Source organism: Bacillus cereus group sp. BfR-BA-01331 (genome assembly GCF_022663915.1).
Lineage (GTDB): Bacteria > Bacillota > Bacilli > Bacillales > Bacillaceae_G > Bacillus_A > Bacillus_A mycoides.
The window spans coordinates 29812-47520 of the sequence record NZ_JAKUGJ010000008.1 but is presented as its reverse complement, the minus strand read 5'-3'; the positions used below and the strand labels follow the sequence as shown (position 1 = coordinate 47520).

The window sequence follows — 17709 nt, the reverse complement described above, 5'->3', positions numbered from 1 at the left end:
AAACTGATAGGTGATTGACCCTATCAGTTTTTCTGTTATCATAGTATAGCGGCTTGTTTTTTGCTATAATAAATGTGTTATGGACATAAAAGAAGTACGTACGAGTTTATCACTGATAAGTGAATATAAAAAGAAATTCACTGCATCAGAAATGTATGATGATTACCAAAATAAGAAAAGATTCATATACTGTCTTATAGATAGGCCGTTGTATTAGTTCGAAATGTTGGAGGTTCTTTAAGATGACAGTTTACCATTTTGTAGGAATTAAAGGAACAGGAATGAGTTCATTAGCACAAATTCTTCATGACATGAAGCATACTGTTCAAGGGTCTGATTATGAAAAGCGTTTCTTTACACAAACAGCATTGGAAAAGCGTGGTATTTCCATCCTTCCTTTTGATAAGAATAATATTAAAGAAGGACAAGTGATTATCGCAGGAAATGCATTTCCTGATACGCATGAAGAAATCGTAGCAGCAAAAGAATTAAATATCCCAGTACATCGTTACCATCACTTCTTAGGTGATCTTATGAATCAGTACACAAGTGTTGCTGTAACTGGTGCACATGGAAAAACATCAACAACTGGTTTGTTAGCCCATGTAATGCAAGGTGCACACCCAACATCATACCTTATTGGAGATGGAACGGGGCATGGGGTAGAAAATAGTAAGTATTTTGTATTTGAAGCTTGTGAGTATCGTCGTCATTTCTTGTCTTACTATCCAGACTATGCAATCATGACAAATATCGATTTCGATCACCCAGATTATTTTGCAGACATCAATGATGTATTTAATGCATTCCAAGAGATGGCATTGCAAGTGAAAAAAGGTATTATTGCATGTGGTGATGATGAAGAACTTCAAAAAGTTCAAGCGAAAGTACCTGTTATTTTCTATGGATTTGGAGAAGATAATGATTTCCAAGCACGTAACATTCAAAAGAGAACTGATGGTACTATATTCGATGTATTCGTTCGTAATACGTATTATGACACGTTCAAAATTACAGGATACGGCGATCACAGCGTATTAAATGCATTAGCAGTAATCGCGCTTTGCCATTATGAAAACGTTGATGTAGAAGCAGTTAAGCATCAGCTAACAACTTTTGAAGGCGTAAAACGTCGCTTTAATGAAAAGCCAATGGGAGAACAAGTTATCATTGATGACTATGCACACCATCCGACAGAAATTAATGCAACGATTGAAGCAGCACGTCAAAAACATCCAGAGCGTGAAGTTGTCGCTGTATTCCAACCACATACATTCTCACGTACAGAGAAGTTTTTAGATGAGTTCGCGGAAAGCTTAAGTAAAGCTGACCAAGTATACTTATGTGATATTTTCGGATCAGCACGTGAAAACAAAGGTGAATTAACAATTGAAGATCTGCAAAAACGTATCGATGGCGCAGAGCTGATTACAGATACAACAACGGATGTGTTAAAGAAACATAAAAACGGCGTTCTTATTTTCATGGGCGCAGGAGACATCCAAAAATTCGAAGCAGCTTACGTAAAAGAAGTTCAAGTTGCAGAGAAGTAATAGAAAAGACGCATAGCTTGGCTGTGCGTCTTTTTTGCTGTGTTCGATACATTTAAAAAGCGTTGATATGTTGGTATTGTTTATTCTTTTTGTATAGTTGTTTTAACAAAACGATATAAATTGAACTAAAAAGTACATATCCAATTAAATAATAGAATGAAAACATATCGAATTGTTTTGTTATTATAATTCGAATCGCGAAAAAGGTGAATGGAAGAGCGATTAACAGTCTTGAACTGATGAAAATAATTGTTTTAAAGTATTTTAATAAATCTGTATTCCAATGATTTTCTCTACAGATAAACCAAATGTTGCTTGCAATAAATGCTAGTACAAATGGTAAATTAGATGAAATATTGATGAAACCTAATACGATAGGAACTGATAGAGCACCCAGTGGACCGATAGATAGACCGGAATAATATTTAATAAATGTATTTGTCGATTGCTGTGCATCTTGAATAACATCTGTATATTCTACTGCAATTTCCTTTGCTAATTCTTTTGGAGGAAGAAATTCTTCAATCACTTGTGAAGGAATACTTGCTGATGGTATCCCTTCACTTTCTTTACTTAATGCATTTTCATATAAATCGGATTTGATTTCTAGCACATGTTGTTCTCTTGCTGACGTAGGTAAGTTCATTAAGCCTTTGTGAAGATCATGTAAGAAAGAAGCTATGAGTTCATTTGAAAAGAATTGTTCTTTGTTCATCTTTTATCCTCTCCTTTAGCTAGTAACATTAGGGCATGATACACTGCGTCATAATCATGTAAGCGACTATTTAAAATTTCTCTCCCTTCGTCTGTAATTCGATAATATTTTCTTTTTGGGCCATCACCGGACTCTTCCCAATAGGAAACAGCCCAATTGTTTTTCGTGATTCGATTTAATATAGGATAAATCGAACCGTTCGGGATATGAAACACAGGGATATCTTGTAAGGCACTTGTAATTTCGTATCCGTACATAGGTTGTCTACTTATTAAAGACAAAATAGCGAGATCAAAAACACCTTTACGTAATTGAATTATAAAATTATCATTTTTTTCCATACTTTAACTATATATGATTCATATCTAGGTATCAATCATATATAGTGATTGTTCTTATATAAAACCGAAAAAAGTGTGAATATTTAACATTTTGTATCTGTAAGTGTTAGAATAATAAGAAAAATAAAAAGGGGCTAAAAAACATGTTCACACTCCGAGTAGATGACGAAATCGAACTACAACTATTAGAAAAACATCATAAAGAGGAATTATATCAATTATTAGATCAAAACCGTAACCATTTAAGAAGATGGCTCCCTTGGGTAGATGGGACGAAATCAGCTGATGCGTATAATGAGATTTTTCCGATGTGGTTAAAGAAATTTGCAGAGGGAGATGGGTTTGAGGCTGGTATACGCTATAAAGGAAAGCTCGTTGGGATGGTAGGTATTCATCCGGTGAGCTGGGGTAAGAAAGCTACGAGTCTTGGATATTATCTTGCAGAAGATGCTGGTGCGAAAGGTATTATGACGCGAAGTGTGAAGACTGTGCTTCATTATGCATTTGATAATTTAAAGCTGAATAAAATTGAAATTCGTTGCGGTGTTGAAAATGCGAAAAGCCGTGCGATTCCAGAACGTTTAGGTTTTAAATTAGATGGCATTTTAAGAGATGAAGAATGGTTATACGATCATTTCCAAGATATCGCTGTGTATAGTTTACTAGCTTCAGAATGGAAAAAGATTCGATGAACGAGAAGATTTGTATTATTCCGTATGAAAGTATGTTTCAAGAGGAAGTAGTAGATCTCATCGTTCATATTCAGCGAAAAGAGTACAATGTCCCTATTACGAAAGAAGAGCAGCCTGACTTACTTGAAATAGAAACGTTCTATCAAAGGGACAACGGAAATTTTTGGGTAGCAACTTATGATGGGAAAGTAGTTGGAACGGTAGCTTTATTAGATATTGGAAAGCATCAAGTAGCGCTAAGAAAAATGTTCGTGAAGAAAGAGTTCCGCGGAAAAGAATGGGGCGCATCACATACGCTACTTCAAACAGCAATTTCTTGGGCGAAGGAAAAGAACTTGGAAGACATTTATTTAGGAACAACAGTTAAATTTCTAGCAGCACACCGTTTCTACGAAAAGAATGGTTTTCAAAGCGTGAGTATAGAAGAGTTACCAAAAAGTTTTCCAGTGCTAGAGGTAGATAAGAAATTTTATAGGTATACTGTTTAAAAAGGTCATTCATAAATGGCCTTTTTTTTATGAACTAAAATGGAAAAAATGGTATAATTTAGTTAGGGGGTGCGTGTATGGATTTTCCAATTCAAAGAAGTAAGTCAGCAGTAATTTTCGTTAGTCTCACGTTAGCTTTTATGTTTGTGTATCCAATTGTCATGCTTTTCACAAATAAAGAGCAGTGGATGTCAGCGTTGATTGGAATGGGTTTATGCTTCATTGTAAATGTACCAATCGTTTGGGAAATATTTATTAAAAAACATAAGGTGGAAAATGGCGTATTAAAGTACGGTATTTTAAATGATGATGTTGTATTAAAAGATATAATAATTGTTCGTCAAGTTGGGAAATCCCTTGAAATTACGACGAATGCATATAAAGTACATATGATCGCGATGCCGCAACATATGACGCAGTTTTTATCGCTTGTAGAAAAAGAGAATCCAAGTGTAAAAATAGAAATGGTAGGGTAAAAATGAAATATGTAAAACCTTTATTTTGTTTGTGCTTGTTGGTTGCACTAGAGTATATATGAAATGGGATCTGCCCTTATATGTTCCAATATTAATAGGTACTATCGCAGTGACGCTTTTATTTTATTTTCATTTTCAGCAAACAAAAAGTGAGGAAAGTAGTTCTATATAGTGTAGGGAGGGATTTGGAATGAAAAAAATATGTGCGCTCTGTTTATTTTTATTAACGACATCGATTCTTTTAATAGGATGTAGTGCGAAGAAAGAGAAGTCTGATGTTAGTTTAGAAAAGGCACAAAAAATTGAAATAGAATCCCTTATTGATTCGAGTGATAAAAAAACAATTACTGATAAGAAAGAAATCACAAAGTTGTTTGAATCAATCAAAATGGATGAGTGGGAAATGGAATCGGCTCCTTTAGATACTCCGCAAGGGAAAACGTTTAAAATGTATCAAGAGGATACACCGGAATTATTGGATTCGAGTAAAGATAAAAAAGAGTTATATGAAATTGGTACTATGACAGTATATAAAGATGTCCCTTATGTTGAGGTTGAATTGAAAATTAATAAAATAAAAAATAAAAATAGTTTTAAAGTACCAGAAGATGTGGCTAAAAAATTATTAGAGTATTAATAAAAAAGCGCTCGGGATTCTATCCGAGCGCTTTTCATATTATTTTAAGTTCTCAGGATTTAAAGCTTCTAGTTCAGTTACAACGAAGCGTCCGTCTTTACGGATTAATACGTCGTCGAAGTAAATTTCACCGCCGCCGTATTCAGGGCGCTGAATGCATACTAAATCCCAGTGAATGTTAGAGTTGTTGCCGTTCCATGCATCATCATAAGCTTGTCCAGGTGTGAAGTGGAAGCTGCCATCGATTTTTTCATCGAATAGAATGTCTCCCATTGGATGTAAGATGTATGGGTTTACGCCGATTGCGAACTCACCAACGTAGCGTGCGCCTTCGTCCGTATCGAAGATTTTGTTAATGCGCTCTGAATCGTTTGCAGTTGCATCAACGATTTGGCCATTCTCAAATTTAAGTTGTACATTTTCAAATGTATAACCGTTGTAAGGAGATGGTGTGTTGTAAGAAACTGTACCGTTAACAGAATCGCGAACTGGTGCAGAGTATACTTCACCATCTGGAATGTTTAAATGACCCGAGCATTTAATAGCTGGAATGTCTTTAATAGAGAATGTTAAATCAGTTCCAGGGCCAGTTAAGCGAACCTTATCTGTTTTATTCATTAATGTAACAAGGCTATCCATCGCCTTATCCATTTTACCGTAGTCTAAGTTACAAACTTCGAAGTAGAAGTCTTCGAAAGCTTCTGTGCTCATTTTAGCAAGCTGCGCCATAGAAGCATTTGGGTAGCGAAGAACAACCCAGCGTGTTTTCGGAACACGGATGTCTCTATGAACTTTTTTGCCAATTGTTTGGCCGTGAACTTTCATACGTTCACTTGGAACGTCAGCTTGTTCGTTAATGTTATCGCCAGAGCGAAGGCCAATGTAAGCATCCATATCTTTCATTACGCTCGCTTCATATGCAGCGATTTGTTCGAAATGTTCTTCAGTAGCACCCATTAATAAAGAGCGATCTACTTGATGATCTTTTAAAGAAACGAATGGGAAACCACCAGCTGCATATGCTTCTTTTACAAGTGCAGTTACAAGTTCTTTTTGTAAGCCAAAGTTTTCAATTAATACTTTTTCGCCTTTTTGTAAACGAATAGAGTAGTTAATTAAATTGTATGCTAACTTTTCAATGCGTGGATCTTTCATATGTAAAGCCTCCCTACTAATTATGTATCCTCTCCTATTGTAACCTACTTAGTGGAATTTGTTGAATCATTTATGTTAAAGTTAACGAATAAGTATGAAAATTCTAATGAAAAGATAGGGATTAGAACGAAACGGAAAATGATTGTATAATAGGGGAAAGTATGAAAAAGATAAAGGAAGTGATGAAATGCAAGTTCTTCTATATGTAAGTGCGGCTATTATCGCGGTTGCTTTCGCAGTATTAGTAGTGTATGTATGCAGAACGTTGTTATCGGTTCAGAAGACGTTAGAAAACGTTGCGAGCACGTTAGAAGGTTTAGAAAAGCAAATGCAAGGAATAAGCGTAGAGACGGAGCAATTATTACATAAGACAAATGCGTTAGCTGATGATATTCAACAGAAGTCACAGTCGCTAAATAAAGTAGTAGAAGGTGTGGATGGAATCGGAACGACGATTCACTCTTTAAATACGAAGCTTCGCAACGTTTCAGAGTCTGTTACGGACGAAATTGAAAATAATGCAGATAAAGTAGCACAAGTTGTACAGTGGAGCAGCGCAGCAATTGAAGTATACAACCATTACCGTACTACGAGACAAGAGAAAAGGGTTGAAAAAGAAGAGCGTAAACTTGAGAAAGCTGAGCAGAAGGCTGAAAAGAGAGAGAAGCGCTCTAGACTTCGCATGAGAGGTGAGTAACGATGAGTATGATGAAGATTGAAACGATTGAAGAACTTGAAGCGTTAGTAGAAAAGAACGAGCCTTACGTTCTTTTTAAGCATAGTACGACATGCCCAATTAGTCACGGTGCATATACTGAGTTTCAAGCGTATTGCGGTGAAGAAAGAGAAGTGCCAGCATATTACTTATACGTACAAGAGGCGAGAGATGTTTCGAACCATGTTGCAGAGCAGTACAGCATTAAGCATGAATCTCCGCAAGTGTTATACATAAAAGATGGAATGGTAGTATGGCATACATCGCACTGGAATATTAAAAAAGAAGCTTTAGAAGAGAATGTAAAATAGGGAGAGGCAAGCGAAGGGCTTGCTTCTTTTTTATTTTGTTGCAATATATTTAGTGGTACACTAGAGATACTTTAAAACTAAGTAAATTGACTTTTGAAAGTGGGTTTTAAGCAATGAAGAAAATGGCATTATGCATCGCAAGCTTAAGTTTATTACTGGGGGCTTGCAGCAATAATACTATTGAGAAGAAGGATGAAGTTGTACAGAAAGATACGAAAGAAAAAAGTATGATTCCAAGAAATGCTGTTTCTAAGGATTACTATAGAACTGTTATTCCTTTAAAAGAACAAAAGGTAATTAATACAGTTAATGTTAAAACTAATTCTAAACTAGATTTAGCAGAATATGAAAATGGTTTAATGGATATTGCTTCAAAACAATTCGATACAGAAAATTACGTATTACAATTAAATCAATATATTCCAGAGAAAACAATTGATGAATTAGTTACGAAACAAGAAGTACCAGTTTTGACTAATATTATAGAACAGGACTACTTCGGCAAACAAAATTCAAATGAACTAAGCTTATCTGGTGTTGTTATTGGTTTATCTATGTCTTCAAGTGTATCTAATGAGGAAGCTATTTCTAAAGGTACTGAAGTCGCTAAGGGGCTTATAGAAGCTATTAATAAAAATGATAAATATAACAAATCTCCAATTACATTTGCTATATTCAAGCAAGAAAGTACAAGTTCTTTAAAGAATGGTACTTATATTTCAAGCGCTACTGTTCAAAAGAACGAGACTAATCTTGGAAATTGGGATACTATTGATGAAAAGTCGTATTCGTATCCTTCTCAAGAATTTGGGGGGGCACATGGAGAAGATAATGATAAGCTAAAGAAATTTTCTGAAGCAATGAAGGCATTTTCTCCAGGAGATTATATCCCTGTTAATGCTAAGATTTCTTATAAGCAAAATAAGATGGATAAATTAAAGATGGATATTGTCGTTAAATATAACGGTAAGTCAGAATTAATGGCACTCTCTCAAACGGCTGCTCAAAGTATGTTAGAACAATTTCCTAAAGATGCTAAAGTTCAATTACAAATAAAGTCCGAGAATAAAATCGAGGCTGTTATTATAAAAGAGAAGAACAGCGATAAACCGTTTGTTTCTTTCCTATAATAAAAAAAGACAGTTTTTAAGCTGAGGCTACTGAAAAAGTGAATACTTCGAGAAAAACATTTCGAATTTCCTAAAGATGTTGAAAGAAGAAAGGAGGTCATTACCTGTACATAGTAGGGAATGACCTCTTTTTTCTTATGAAATAGACTCTTTCAGTGCCTTCTTTAAAGTGTCAGATTATGTTGATGTTATTCAAATTGGCGCTCGCAATATGCAAAAATTTGAACTGTTAAAGGCAGCTGGTGCTGTAAATAAACCAATATTATTAAAGCGTGGTATTCGCACATATGAAACAGCAACGCGTAATACGCTTGATATTTCCGCTGTGCCAATTTAAAAGAAAGAAACACATTTACCTGTTGTTGTCGATGTAACGCATTCTACAGGGCGACGTGACCTTCTCTTACCGTTTGCAAAAGCGGCTATGGCAATTGGTGCTTTTGCTATTATGGCTGAAGTACATCCAGGCCCAGCGGTTGCATTATCAGATGCAGCGCAGCAAATGGGTATTCCAGAATTCAATGAGTTTATGAAAGAATTAAAAGCATTCGGAAGTAATTTATAAAAAGATTTCTTAGTCTATGTAGCCCTTGTTACATAGCTTTTTTACAAAAATTGACCTTTTTTGCATAAAAAATACGAAAATACGAGAAAAGAAGCGAATTTTTTCGAAACTTTTGCGGGAAAATATTGTATGACCCTGTGTTTTTAGCGTATCATTAGTAAAAGGAAGAACTCGGGACGATTGTTGGCATCTGCAAATAGAGTTGATGTCTTTTTTTCATTCAAGTGAACCGATACATAAAAATAGATAACATAAATAGAAGGAGTGTGCGAAGAGATGAACGTAACAATCTATGATGTAGCGCGTGAAGCAAATGTTTCAATGGCTACCGTATCACGCGTTGTGAATGGTAACCCAAATGTAAAGCCTACAACAAGAAAGAAAGTATTAGAAGCAATTGATCGTTTAGGATACCGCCCGAATGCGGTAGCACGTGGACTAGCAAGCAAGAAGACAACTACAGTGGGTGTTATTATTCCTGATATCTCAAATACGTTTTATGCAGAACTTGCTCGTGGAATTGAAGATATCGCAACAATGTACAAATATAACATCATTTTAAGTAACTCTGACCAGAACAAAGAGAAAGAGTTCCACTTATTAAATACGATGCTTGGGAAACAAGTGGACGGGATTGTTTTCATGGGTGAAGATATTACAGATATTCACGTTGAAGAGTTCAAAAAATCTCCAGTACCAATTGTATTAGCAGCGTCATTTGATGAACAAAATGAAACGTCATCAGTAAATATTGATTATACACAAGCAGCTTACGATGCAATGAAGCATTTTATTGAGCAAGGACATAAACGTATCGGTTTCGTCTCTGGTCCTTTCATTAATAAAGCAGGAAGCGCGAAGAAGTTACAAGGTTATAAAAAAGCTTTAGAAGAAGCAGGTATTTCATATGATGAAAATCTTATAATTGATGGAGATTACACATATGATTCAGGTATAGAAGCGTTTGAAAGACTTTGGGGCATGGATGAAAAACCAACAGCAATCTTCGTATCTTCTGATGAAATGGCACTAGGTGTAATCCACGCAGCACAAGACGCAGGATTAAACGTACCAACGGATATCGAAGTGCTTGGTTTTGACAACACACGTCTTGCATTAATGGTTCGTCCGCAACTTTCGACAGTTGTACAACCAATGTATGATATCGGTGCAGTAGCAATGCGTCTACTAACGAAATATATGAACAAAGAAAAAGTAGAAGATCACTCAGTTATCTTACCTCACCGTATCCAATTTAGAGATTCAACGAAGTAAGAATAAGAGAGCTCACAGCGATAGCTGTGAGCTTTTATTCATATTCAGGATAATGGTGTTTAACTACTGTATCTACACTTTCAGTTTTCTTAACATGTAAAAAGCGTGCATATAATTCTTTTCCTGTCTCAAATGGTGTGTCATCTAATTCGAAAACATGCAACACTTTTCTAAACGTCCATGTTACTTGCTCACCGTACATATTATCGTACGTATCTTCAGACTGTAGAGCTATCTTTTCACCTAGCTCATGAGCTTCCTCTAAACTGTTCGCCTTAACGAGAATGATACTTTCTTCAAAGAGTGTATCGTGATTCTCTTCATAATGTTCATCAATTTTATTAGGATTAGGCTCACCTGAATGAACAGATTCAAATAATAATTTTACAGCGTACATATGGGAGAGTCTCCTTATGCTGAATGTTTTACTTTATAAACAATACTCGCGATAAGTGAAGCCGGTATTGTAAATACGTTACTTTGATAATGGTAATGTATTTGGGATTCTTCATAAGACATTTTGTCGTAAAGTTCATTTTGAGACACGTTCATTTTTTTCTGTTTTTCCTTGAGCATCTTAATATAGTTGTACTGTATTGGGACGAGAATAATGAAATAGGCTAATACGATTAGTGAAATCCAAATCATTATGAACACATCCTTATAAAGAATATTTCTATATAACAATTATATCAATAAAAAGAAAAAATAACCATTTTTTCATTGGAGCTAATTTTCTTCTAAAAATGCGAACAGTTCCTCTTGGTTTCTTAAATTGCGATCAATACATGTTTGAGCAATACATTTTAATCCTTGTAATAATGTGTCTATGTACAAAGTATCGTACTGAATTATATTTCCCTCTACCATTGTTTCATCTTTTTCCAAGTTAATTGATATTTTTAGTACAGCTGTATCGCTTTGCAAATTTACAACGTCGATGCAAAAAAACTGTTTTTCTAAGTCAATCGTAACATAATCGAATCTTTCGGATAGCTCCAAATTACATGTGGTAGTGTATTCCAAATGAAAGCCTCCTTATTGTGTAAGTGTATGTTGTAATGCTTTCGCTACAGTGGGGGAGATTCCTTGTTATATGTCACACAAGTGCAAATTTAACTATTATAGGGCAATGTCATGTATAATAGAAAGAAAAGGCTTGTGAGGGGGGAGAAGAGATGATCGTTCTTTGGATAATTACGCTTTGCATGACTGCTATTTTTGCATATATGACGTTAAAACAAAATGGCTTAAAGCGATTTGTTCCAGGAAGTATTCTTGCAGGAATCGCCCTTATCACGTATGTAATTTCTATTTTTATTGAAAGTGTATCAGTGGACATGAGCACAAGTTTAATGTTCATGGGTATTACACTATTTGCAGGTAGTATTATGGTACTTATGGTTGCAGGTATTATTTTATTTATTCATATGAATTCAGAAACGTTATAGCATATAAAAAAGGCATGTCCCGAGAGGGGCATGCCTTTTATCCGTTCAATTATGCTCTATCTTTAGAAGAGTTTTGTTGTTTTAGTAAGTCGCGAATTTCGCCAAGAATTTCTTCTTCTTTTGTTGGTTCTGGAAGTTCTTCTTTCTTTTCTTCTTCTTCTCTTTTAGATGTTAGTTTGTTGAAAACTTTAACGAACATAAAGATAGCAGCTGCAATAATTAAGAAATCAAAAATAGTTTGGATGAAGTTACCATACATAATAGATGATTTACCGAATGTAAGTTTTAAATCTGTAAAGTTAACGCCGCCCAGTACCATACCAAGTAATGGTGTGATGATATCTTTTACTAAAGAACTAACGATTTTACCGAATGCAGCACCGATTACAACCCCGACAGCTAAATCGATTACATTCCCTTTGAATGCGAATTTTTTAAACTCGTTCCACATGTGTTAATCCCATCCTTTCCACGATTCATTATGAAATTTATAATTCCTATCAACATATTCTATAGAAATTTGCGACAGAAATAAAGGGAAAATGGGAATGAAAGTAAATTCTGAAAAATGTATCCGTTTTAATTTTTAGTTGCATTCTCCAGTAGAGATTGCAACAGTTGCTGCGTTTTTAATCCTTCTAATCCATCTACAACAGGTTTTGTATCTCCGTGAACACATTCGATAAAATGATGAACAGCATCTTCAAAACCGCGCTGTTTTAACGTCGTATCCCATGATGGTGAACCGCTTTGCGAAACGGAGTTTTCTTGTTCAATTTCAAATGTGTTCATATTTTTTACGCGAATAATTTTCCCTGTCGTTACAAGTTCAATTTGTTCTAAGTTTGTACCTGCATGGCGATGCATCGCGGTAGAAAGTAACAGTCCACTTGGAGTTGTATATGTATGATGTCCGTAAAGAAGTTCGTTCTTTTCATTGATTTGCATCATATTATGAACGATGTTAAGGTCATCGTTAGCTAACCAGCGAGCAGTATCTACAATATGTAAGTAATCATCTAACATAGTAAAGTCATACGTATATGGCCCCACCTTATTTGTGCGGTGCTTTTCAATTCGAATCCATGAAATATCATTAGCTTGCTCTTTGGCAGCAACATACATAGGAACGAATCGGCGATTAAATCCGACCATCAACTTTCGTTTATGCTTTTCGCTCAACTCAACTAGTTGCTCAGCTTGTTCCACTGTAGCTGCTAGCGGTTTATCAACATAAACGTCAATTCCTTTTTTTAGAAGTTCAGAAACGATTTCATAATGTGTAGCAGTTGAACTGTGAACGAAGATTGCATCGCATTCCGAAGCTAACGTTTCAATAGAATGAAAGTCTTGAATGCGGTATTGCTGGCAAACTTGTTTCCTTTTCTCCGCGTTAGGTGTAAACGCCCCTACAAAATTCCAATCTGTTTCTTTTGTAAGTGTTGGAAGATAGGCTTTTTGTGCGATACTTCCAAGTCCAATCATCCCAATTTTAGGTTTGTTCATATTTATTCCCACCCTATTAATATTGATGTAACGGGTTAAATGTAGCATAGGGTGGGGGAGGAAGGCAAAAGTTAGCTTTTTACTTACGTCCTTCTAACAAAATCTTTTCTATTTCTGCAAAGTTATGAGCGCGAGCATGTTGTAATGAAGGGAGTATCATTATTGTCGGAATGCCTATGACTGTAAGGAAAAGGATATATAAGGTAATTTATGTTAAAATTTAAAAGGGGATAAAAGATCTGTGCCAACACGCACGATAGTTTGAGAGGGAGTGCTAGATTTTGGGGGCTGAATTAAAGGATAATAAATTAAACAAAGCTGTAAAGATTGGAACTAATATCGTACTTATTTTATTAATTATCGGTGCAATACAAATGTTTTATGATGAAGATTCTACAAATGATCATTTCGGTTGGTTATTTATGATGGTCTTTTTTGGAATTAAAATAATTTCTAATTTTATGATAACTTTAAAAGAAGGAGATAAAAAGTCAGTATTTATTGATTTAGGTTTAGTAGTTTTTGTTGTTCTTCTTTTAGTTGTTTCTAGTGTGAAATATTTTTCTTGAAGGTTAATATATTCATTAACGAGGCTTTAATGGAATAAGCCTCGTATCTTTCTGTGTTATTTAATACTTGCGTCTGATTGTAAAAAATCACTCTATATTAGGTGTTTTTCTTTGAAAATAGGACTTAATTCACTCCAAACATCAAATTTATTACCATCTAAATCATAAAAAACAAAATTCTTCCCAGCATGCCCTCTGTTTTCAATCCCTCCAACTAGAATTTCCTTTTCAATAAATTCACTATGAATTGATTTTAGTGTATGTAATCCATTAACTTCGAATGTTATAGAAAAGCGTTCTTCACCGTGAAAATCAAAAAAATTTAAGGTTTGATTATCTTGGGATTTAACTAGAAAAAAGCTTTGATTTGCAAAGTTAATAATAGCTTTGTCTTCGTCTTTAAAGTTCAACTCTGCTCCCAATTTGTTCACATACCAATTTGAAGAAAGTTCTACGTTGGTAACTGGAATATAAGTCGTTCCAACTCTTAATAATTTTTCTTTCACCCTATTTCCCTCCTTTAGCAAAACAGCACTAATAAACTTGTTCTCTCTTCCTAGACTTATTGCCTTTGTGAGTCCTTAATTTTCTTTTTAATCCCAAAAAATTCTTGAGTAATAGAAGTAAACCGACTGGCTTCTTCTAAAAAAGGATAATGGTTACTGCACTCAAATGGTACAAAGATAGAATTACGAATGCCCTCATGTATCTCAATAGAATATTGAATCGGGCACTGCACATCATGTCTTCCGCAAATAATAAGCGTCTTTGTGTGGATAGAAGGTAAGTACTTTCTTAAATCAAATAACGGATATTCATAAGAGAAAACATTCATCCGGCTAGCGGACATTGTTTTTTGGATTGGTTTACTAAAATAAGAGTTGTAGTTTTCGGGTTTATACAATGATAATTGGGTTCTCTTAGTAGATAGTTCTTTCCGTTCTTCACTTGTAAGGTGAGGGCTTTTTAAGTTTTCAATGAGTTGTTGCATATAATGAAACTGCGAATGTTCGGGGTGATAAATGCAAAATGGTGTTTCGGTATAGTTACTTGCTGCGGCTCCGGCGATGACTAATGATTGCAAGGAAGTTGGATATGTAATGGTATATAAAAGTCCAAGCATACCGCCTGTTGAATGACCAGCGAAATGCCACGATGGAAGTTGTAAAGCATCTCTTATTGCTTCTAAGTCATGAATTGTTTCAATCATGGTCAATTCTTTTTCTGAATTGGCTTTTACAGAATTACCAGCATCACGTAAATTAATGAGGAATACACGATGTGTGGAAGTAAAAACATCCGCAAAGTAATCGCCAGTGTCATTAAATTGTGAATAGTGATGTGTAATACAAAGCGGTTCGCCATTGCCTTTAGTGAAAATTTCGAATGTGCCACGCTTTGTATTGATTATTTGTTGTTTCCACATAGTGTCACTACCTTTTCTCATTTGAGTTGGGCCAGTCCATTAGTAGATAAAAATATATCAGCGATTATTAGATTATATCGACCACAACTCGAAATATATCAGCGATTATCAAAATATATCGGCGCAACTCGAAATATATCAGCGCTTTTTAAAATATATCGACTTACCGACAGAAATCGACAATAAAGAAAAGGAGGCTATTCAAAAAGCGAGCCTCCTCTCTGTTTAATATAAAGATTTTGTCATATTATTCCGAATAATTTCGAGAGATTTCGCTACAGTTAATGCATTTTTTTCTTCGATTTCTGGTTTTCTAGGGATAGGTTGATACATGTTGTCTGGATCTTCCCATGTGAGGGGAAGTTCTGTTTCTGCTTGTCCTTTCCAAGCGTCAATCCATTCTGGAGGGAGATAACCTGAGATGTTTTGGATGTTGTTCATTTCGAGCCAAATGAGTGCCCAAGCTCTTGGTACGACGCGCCAGTGATCATAGCCACCACCGCCGACAGCAATCCAGCGACCGTCGCAATATTCATTAGCGATTTCACGAGCGAGCTTCGGTATTTCACGGTAAATGTTCATCGTTGCGCAAAGGTGTGTAAGTGGATCGTAATAATGTGCATCAGCACCATTTTGCGTTAAAATAATATCCGGTTTAAAGTATGCTGCCACTTCTTTTACAACTGTTCGATATGAATCTAAAAACGATGCGTCTTCTGTAAAAGCGTCGAGTGGAACGTTAAAAGAATAATTATATCCATTTCCTTGTCCACGTTCATTTACTGCGCCAGTTCCAGGAAATAAATAACGCCCAGTTTCGTGTAATGAGATGGTGCATACGTTAGGATCGTCGTAAAAAGACCATTGTACCCCGTCACCGTGATGAGCATCTGTATCAATATATAAAACGCGTAAACCGTATTTCTTCTGAATATATTTCATTGCGATAGAGCTATCGTTATAAATACAAAAGCCAGATGCTTTACCACGGAAGCCATGATGTAAGCCGCCGCCTAAATTGAGGGCGTGCTTTACTTTTCCGGAAATAACAGCATCGACAGCTGTTAATGTTCCACCAACGAGTAATGCACTTGCTTCATGCATATTTGGAAACATTGGTGTATCTTCTGTTCCAAGTCCATATGTCATCGCAATTGATTTTTCTAACTTACCTTCTCCAGCACGTTTTACCGCATTTATGTACTCCTCTGTATGAACGTAGGCAATCTCTTCATCTGTAGCCATCCGTGGCGCGATGACTTGAGAGGGAGAGATAAAACCGCTCTTTTGTAATAAATCATACGTGAGTGTGACGCGCAGTTGGTTAAAAGGATGATCAGGGCTAAAAGAATAGCCCCGAAAGTCATCCGAATAAATGAACGCGCTACTCATGCTTGCATCCCCATTATATTCGGCCATAAAACACGATAGCCTTCTGTTTCAAGTGCTTCAATCACCCTTAAAGGATTCATCGTTTGAATGCGGAAAACGAGTACTTTATCATTCTCATCTTTTGCTGGATAGACGAGAACGCTCACAATATTTATTTGTAAATCACTAAAAATAGCAACTACTTTTCCGAGAATACCAGGTTCATTTTTCACTTGAATTTCAATTTGTGAACTAGGCTGATGTGCTCCTGTTAATTTCACTAATGTGTGTAGCACTGTAGATTCGGAAATAATTCCTACTAACTTTCCAGCCTTTGTGACAGGGAGGCAGCCAATTTTATTTTCAAAAAATAAAGTAGCAATTTCCTCAACGAAATCGAGAGGGTGACAAGTCATAACAGGGTGTTTCATTATGAGTTCAAGTGGTTGCTTCAGCATATCGAGTGAAACTTGTTCATCAAGAATTGATGGACTTGCATCTCTTACATCTCGATCAGAAATAATGCCTACTACGTGATTATTTTGATCGACAATTGGAATGTGCCGAATACCTTTCGTACGTATCGTTCGGATTGCTGCTTCGATTGTGTCATCTGGATGTAGTGTTACTACATTTTGATTCATAATTTCTTCTACAATCATTCCAGTTGCCCCCTTTATTAATACATAAAACGATTGTGAAAACGTAGACGATCAAATGCTTGAATGGAATCTGTATCAACACGTTTACCGATGCGGACCATTAAACAGTTGGCAGGATGTGAACAAATTTCAGGATCATCTGTAGCCATCCATTGTAAACCACCAGCATTCATCATTTTTTCCATTACTTTTCGGTATTCCCAAACATTTAAGCCTGTTTGTTTTAAATCCCAGTGCCAATAATATTCAGTCGTTAATATAATGTAATCTTCCATATGATCGTCCATCATTGAAACTTCTAATAAATTTTTTCCGACAGAGCAACCGCGAAAGGCTGGGACAACTTCAATCGCCCCAAGCTCAATTAAGTTTTCAATCTTTCCTTCTGACCATCGCTCGAGCGGATCAGGATACAAGTATGTAACATATCCAACAATCGTTTGGTCATGTCTAGCAATAATGAGACGAGCTTCTGGTAACTTAGAAATTTCGACAATTGCTTTATATTGCTGCTCGGCAGGACGAAACGCAATTAAGTCTGGATGAAATTCATACATTTCAAGATTATGTGTAGAGACAGGACCTTCAATAATTAAAGTGCCTTTCGCTGTTTTTAAGTTTCTGGCATTATATATTTTTTTATGAATCAATTTATTGCTCACCACCTTGAG

General features: G+C 35.6%; 24 protein-coding genes and 1 pseudogene. 12 read left to right on the top strand and 13 right to left on the bottom strand.

The window, feature by feature from the left end:
* Positions 1 to 242 precede the first annotated feature (242 nt).
* Positions 243 to 1553 (top strand): UDP-N-acetylmuramate--L-alanine ligase, encoded by a 1311-nt coding sequence (gene murC / locus MR155_RS16230; RefSeq protein ID WP_002015598.1) that lies wholly within the window; start codon positions 243 to 245, stop codon positions 1551 to 1553.
* Positions 1554 to 1605: 52 nt separating this feature from the next.
* On the opposite strand, the gene MR155_RS16225 is transcribed toward murC, so the two are convergent.
* Complete coding sequence (locus MR155_RS16225) at positions 1606 to 2268, bottom strand: HAAS signaling domain-containing protein (protein WP_242310548.1); 663 nt, start codon at positions 2266 to 2268, stop codon at positions 1606 to 1608.
* Positions 2265 to 2609 carry a PadR family transcriptional regulator gene (locus MR155_RS16220; RefSeq protein ID WP_242310546.1) on the bottom strand — a complete coding sequence of 115 codons (345 nt, stop codon included), beginning with the start codon at positions 2607 to 2609 and terminating at the stop codon, positions 2265 to 2267. Before MR155_RS16220 ends, MR155_RS16225 begins: the two co-directional genes overlap by 4 nt.
* A 143-nt stretch (positions 2610 to 2752) precedes the next feature.
* On the opposite strand from MR155_RS16220, the gene MR155_RS16215 reads away from it, so the two are divergent.
* The 4 genes from MR155_RS16215 to MR155_RS16200 all read left to right on the top strand — a co-directional run bounded on the left by MR155_RS16215 (position 2753) and on the right by MR155_RS16200 (position 4902).
* Positions 2753 to 3301: a GNAT family N-acetyltransferase gene (locus MR155_RS16215; protein WP_242310544.1), complete on the top strand. Its 549-nt coding sequence runs from the start codon at positions 2753 to 2755 to the stop codon at positions 3299 to 3301.
* A complete protein-coding gene (locus tag MR155_RS16210; protein WP_002138670.1) occupies positions 3298 to 3789 on the top strand; it encodes a GNAT family N-acetyltransferase in 492 nt (163 codons plus the stop codon). The genes MR155_RS16215 and MR155_RS16210 overlap by 4 nt, the downstream gene beginning before the upstream one ends.
* A gap of 77 nt (positions 3790 to 3866) precedes the next feature.
* Positions 3867 to 4265 carry a PH domain-containing protein gene (locus tag MR155_RS16205; RefSeq protein ID WP_113935754.1) on the top strand — a complete coding sequence of 133 codons (399 nt, stop codon included), beginning with the start codon at positions 3867 to 3869 and terminating at the stop codon, positions 4263 to 4265.
* 190 nt (positions 4266 to 4455) lie between these two features.
* Positions 4456 to 4902, top strand: coding sequence for a hypothetical protein (locus MR155_RS16200; RefSeq protein ID WP_242310542.1), 447 nt, complete (start codon positions 4456 to 4458; stop codon positions 4900 to 4902).
* Between the two features lie 39 nt (positions 4903 to 4941).
* On the opposite strand, the gene MR155_RS16195 is transcribed toward MR155_RS16200, so the two are convergent.
* Complete coding sequence (locus tag MR155_RS16195) at positions 4942 to 6057, bottom strand: aminopeptidase (RefSeq protein ID WP_002067601.1); 1116 nt, start codon at positions 6055 to 6057, stop codon at positions 4942 to 4944.
* A gap of 187 nt (positions 6058 to 6244) precedes the next feature.
* On the opposite strand from MR155_RS16195, the gene MR155_RS16190 reads away from it, so the two are divergent.
* The 5 genes and pseudogenes from MR155_RS16190 (at position 6245) to ccpA (ending at position 10053) form a co-directional block, all read left to right on the top strand.
* Positions 6245 to 6754, top strand: a complete 510-nt coding sequence (locus MR155_RS16190) for a DUF948 domain-containing protein (RefSeq protein ID WP_049946680.1) — start codon at positions 6245 to 6247, stop codon at positions 6752 to 6754.
* Between the two features lie 2 nt (positions 6755 to 6756).
* Positions 6757 to 7083, top strand: a complete 327-nt coding sequence (gene ytxJ, locus MR155_RS16185) for a bacillithiol system redox-active protein YtxJ (RefSeq protein ID WP_002067603.1) — start codon at positions 6757 to 6759, stop codon at positions 7081 to 7083.
* A 113-nt stretch (positions 7084 to 7196) separates the two neighbouring features.
* Entirely contained in the window at positions 7197 to 8213 is a 1017-nt protein-coding gene (locus MR155_RS16180; RefSeq protein WP_012261839.1) for a CamS family sex pheromone protein, read from the top strand.
* Positions 8214 to 8379: 166 nt separating this feature from the next.
* Positions 8380 to 8778: pseudogene (locus tag MR155_RS16175) on the top strand (bifunctional 3-deoxy-7-phosphoheptulonate synthase/chorismate mutase); the annotation flags it as partial.
* A gap of 276 nt (positions 8779 to 9054) precedes the next feature.
* Entirely contained in the window at positions 9055 to 10053 is a 999-nt protein-coding gene (ccpA, locus tag MR155_RS16170; RefSeq protein WP_002034370.1) for a catabolite control protein A, read from the top strand.
* Positions 10054 to 10087: 34 nt separating this feature from the next.
* Here ccpA and MR155_RS16165 read toward each other — a convergent pair whose 3' ends face one another.
* The 3 genes from MR155_RS16165 to dhp61 form a co-directional block, all read right to left on the bottom strand.
* Positions 10088 to 10450, bottom strand: a complete 363-nt coding sequence (locus MR155_RS16165) for a DUF4288 domain-containing protein (RefSeq protein ID WP_242310540.1) — start codon at positions 10448 to 10450, stop codon at positions 10088 to 10090.
* Positions 10451 to 10464: 14 nt separating this feature from the next.
* Positions 10465 to 10701 (bottom strand): DUF3949 domain-containing protein, encoded by a 237-nt coding sequence (locus tag MR155_RS16160; protein WP_002138662.1) that lies wholly within the window; start codon positions 10699 to 10701, stop codon positions 10465 to 10467.
* An 81-nt stretch (positions 10702 to 10782) separates the two neighbouring features.
* Complete coding sequence (dhp61, locus tag MR155_RS16155) at positions 10783 to 11079, bottom strand: protein Dhp61 (protein WP_242310538.1); 297 nt, start codon at positions 11077 to 11079, stop codon at positions 10783 to 10785.
* Between the two features lie 152 nt (positions 11080 to 11231).
* Between dhp61 and MR155_RS16150 the strand changes: the two genes are divergently transcribed.
* The gene (locus MR155_RS16150) at positions 11232 to 11504 is read left to right on the top strand and encodes a DUF3917 domain-containing protein (RefSeq protein ID WP_000636592.1); all 273 of its coding nucleotides are present in this window, start codon (positions 11232 to 11234) and stop codon (positions 11502 to 11504) included.
* 49 nt (positions 11505 to 11553) lie between these two features.
* Here the strand turns inward: MR155_RS16150 and mscL are convergent, their stop codons facing one another.
* Together mscL and MR155_RS16140 are read right to left on the bottom strand one after the other, a co-directional pair.
* On the bottom strand, positions 11554 to 11955 hold the full coding sequence (gene mscL / locus MR155_RS16145) for a large-conductance mechanosensitive channel protein MscL (protein WP_002015591.1): 402 nt from the start codon (positions 11953 to 11955) through the stop codon (positions 11554 to 11556).
* A 128-nt stretch (positions 11956 to 12083) separates the two neighbouring features.
* Positions 12084 to 13010 (bottom strand): Gfo/Idh/MocA family protein, encoded by a 927-nt coding sequence (locus MR155_RS16140; RefSeq protein WP_219301239.1) that lies wholly within the window; start codon positions 13008 to 13010, stop codon positions 12084 to 12086.
* 281 nt (positions 13011 to 13291) lie between these two features.
* Between MR155_RS16140 and MR155_RS16135 the strand changes: the two genes are divergently transcribed.
* Positions 13292 to 13579, top strand: a complete 288-nt coding sequence (locus MR155_RS16135; RefSeq protein ID WP_113935749.1) for a hypothetical protein — start codon at positions 13292 to 13294, stop codon at positions 13577 to 13579.
* A gap of 92 nt (positions 13580 to 13671) precedes the next feature.
* Here the strand turns inward: MR155_RS16135 and MR155_RS16130 are convergent, their stop codons facing one another.
* From MR155_RS16130 to acuA, 5 genes are all read right to left on the bottom strand, one after another.
* Positions 13672 to 14085 (bottom strand): VOC family protein, encoded by a 414-nt coding sequence (locus tag MR155_RS16130; protein WP_242310537.1) that lies wholly within the window; start codon positions 14083 to 14085, stop codon positions 13672 to 13674.
* 56 nt (positions 14086 to 14141) lie between these two features.
* A complete protein-coding gene (locus tag MR155_RS16125) occupies positions 14142 to 15005 on the bottom strand; it encodes an alpha/beta fold hydrolase (protein ID WP_219301241.1) in 864 nt (287 codons plus the stop codon).
* Between the two features lie 225 nt (positions 15006 to 15230).
* Positions 15231 to 16397 carry an acetoin utilization protein AcuC gene (gene acuC / locus MR155_RS16120; RefSeq protein ID WP_242248631.1) on the bottom strand — a complete coding sequence of 389 codons (1167 nt, stop codon included), beginning with the start codon at positions 16395 to 16397 and terminating at the stop codon, positions 15231 to 15233.
* The gene (locus MR155_RS16115) at positions 16394 to 17038 is read right to left on the bottom strand and encodes an acetoin utilization AcuB family protein (RefSeq protein ID WP_242310535.1); all 645 of its coding nucleotides are present in this window, start codon (positions 17036 to 17038) and stop codon (positions 16394 to 16396) included. Before MR155_RS16115 ends, acuC begins: the two co-directional genes overlap by 4 nt.
* Positions 17039 to 17055: 17 nt before the next feature.
* Positions 17056 to 17688, bottom strand: coding sequence for an acetoin utilization protein acetyltransferase AcuA (acuA, locus tag MR155_RS16110; RefSeq protein ID WP_002112293.1), 633 nt, complete (start codon positions 17686 to 17688; stop codon positions 17056 to 17058).
* Positions 17689 to 17709 lie beyond the last annotated feature (21 nt).

Excerpts from the sequence above, each read along its gene's own strand:
- murC (WP_002015598.1), top strand. The coding sequence starts at position 243 with ATGACAGTTTACCATTTTGTAGGAATTAAAGGAACAGGAATGAGTTCA.
- MR155_RS16225 (WP_242310548.1), bottom strand. The coding sequence starts at position 2,268 with ATGAACAAAGAACAATTCTTTTCAAATGAACTCATAGCTTCTTTCTTA.
- MR155_RS16220 (WP_242310546.1), bottom strand. The coding sequence starts at position 2,609 with ATGGAAAAAAATGATAATTTTATAATTCAATTACGTAAAGGTGTTTTT.
- MR155_RS16215 (WP_242310544.1), top strand. The coding sequence starts at position 2,753 with ATGTTCACACTCCGAGTAGATGACGAAATCGAACTACAACTATTAGAA.
- MR155_RS16210 (WP_002138670.1), top strand. The coding sequence starts at position 3,298 with ATGAACGAGAAGATTTGTATTATTCCGTATGAAAGTATGTTTCAAGAG.
- MR155_RS16205 (WP_113935754.1), top strand. The coding sequence starts at position 3,867 with ATGGATTTTCCAATTCAAAGAAGTAAGTCAGCAGTAATTTTCGTTAGT.
- MR155_RS16200 (WP_242310542.1), top strand. The coding sequence starts at position 4,456 with ATGAAAAAAATATGTGCGCTCTGTTTATTTTTATTAACGACATCGATT.
- MR155_RS16195 (WP_002067601.1), bottom strand. The coding sequence starts at position 6,057 with ATGAAAGATCCACGCATTGAAAAGTTAGCATACAATTTAATTAACTAC.
- MR155_RS16190 (WP_049946680.1), top strand. The coding sequence starts at position 6,245 with ATGCAAGTTCTTCTATATGTAAGTGCGGCTATTATCGCGGTTGCTTTC.
- ytxJ (WP_002067603.1), top strand. The coding sequence starts at position 6,757 with ATGAGTATGATGAAGATTGAAACGATTGAAGAACTTGAAGCGTTAGTA.
- MR155_RS16180 (WP_012261839.1), top strand. The coding sequence starts at position 7,197 with ATGAAGAAAATGGCATTATGCATCGCAAGCTTAAGTTTATTACTGGGG.
- ccpA (WP_002034370.1), top strand. The coding sequence starts at position 9,055 with ATGAACGTAACAATCTATGATGTAGCGCGTGAAGCAAATGTTTCAATG.
- MR155_RS16165 (WP_242310540.1), bottom strand. The coding sequence starts at position 10,450 with ATGTACGCTGTAAAATTATTATTTGAATCTGTTCATTCAGGTGAGCCT.
- MR155_RS16160 (WP_002138662.1), bottom strand. The coding sequence starts at position 10,701 with ATGATTTGGATTTCACTAATCGTATTAGCCTATTTCATTATTCTCGTC.
- MR155_RS16150 (WP_000636592.1), top strand. The coding sequence starts at position 11,232 with ATGATCGTTCTTTGGATAATTACGCTTTGCATGACTGCTATTTTTGCA.
- mscL (WP_002015591.1), bottom strand. The coding sequence starts at position 11,955 with ATGTGGAACGAGTTTAAAAAATTCGCATTCAAAGGGAATGTAATCGAT.
- MR155_RS16140 (WP_219301239.1), bottom strand. The coding sequence starts at position 13,010 with ATGAACAAACCTAAAATTGGGATGATTGGACTTGGAAGTATCGCACAA.
- MR155_RS16125 (WP_219301241.1), bottom strand. The coding sequence starts at position 15,005 with ATGTGGAAACAACAAATAATCAATACAAAGCGTGGCACATTCGAAATT.
- acuC (WP_242248631.1), bottom strand. The coding sequence starts at position 16,397 with ATGAGTAGCGCGTTCATTTATTCGGATGACTTTCGGGGCTATTCTTTT.
- MR155_RS16115 (WP_242310535.1), bottom strand. The coding sequence starts at position 17,038 with ATGATTGTAGAAGAAATTATGAATCAAAATGTAGTAACACTACATCCA.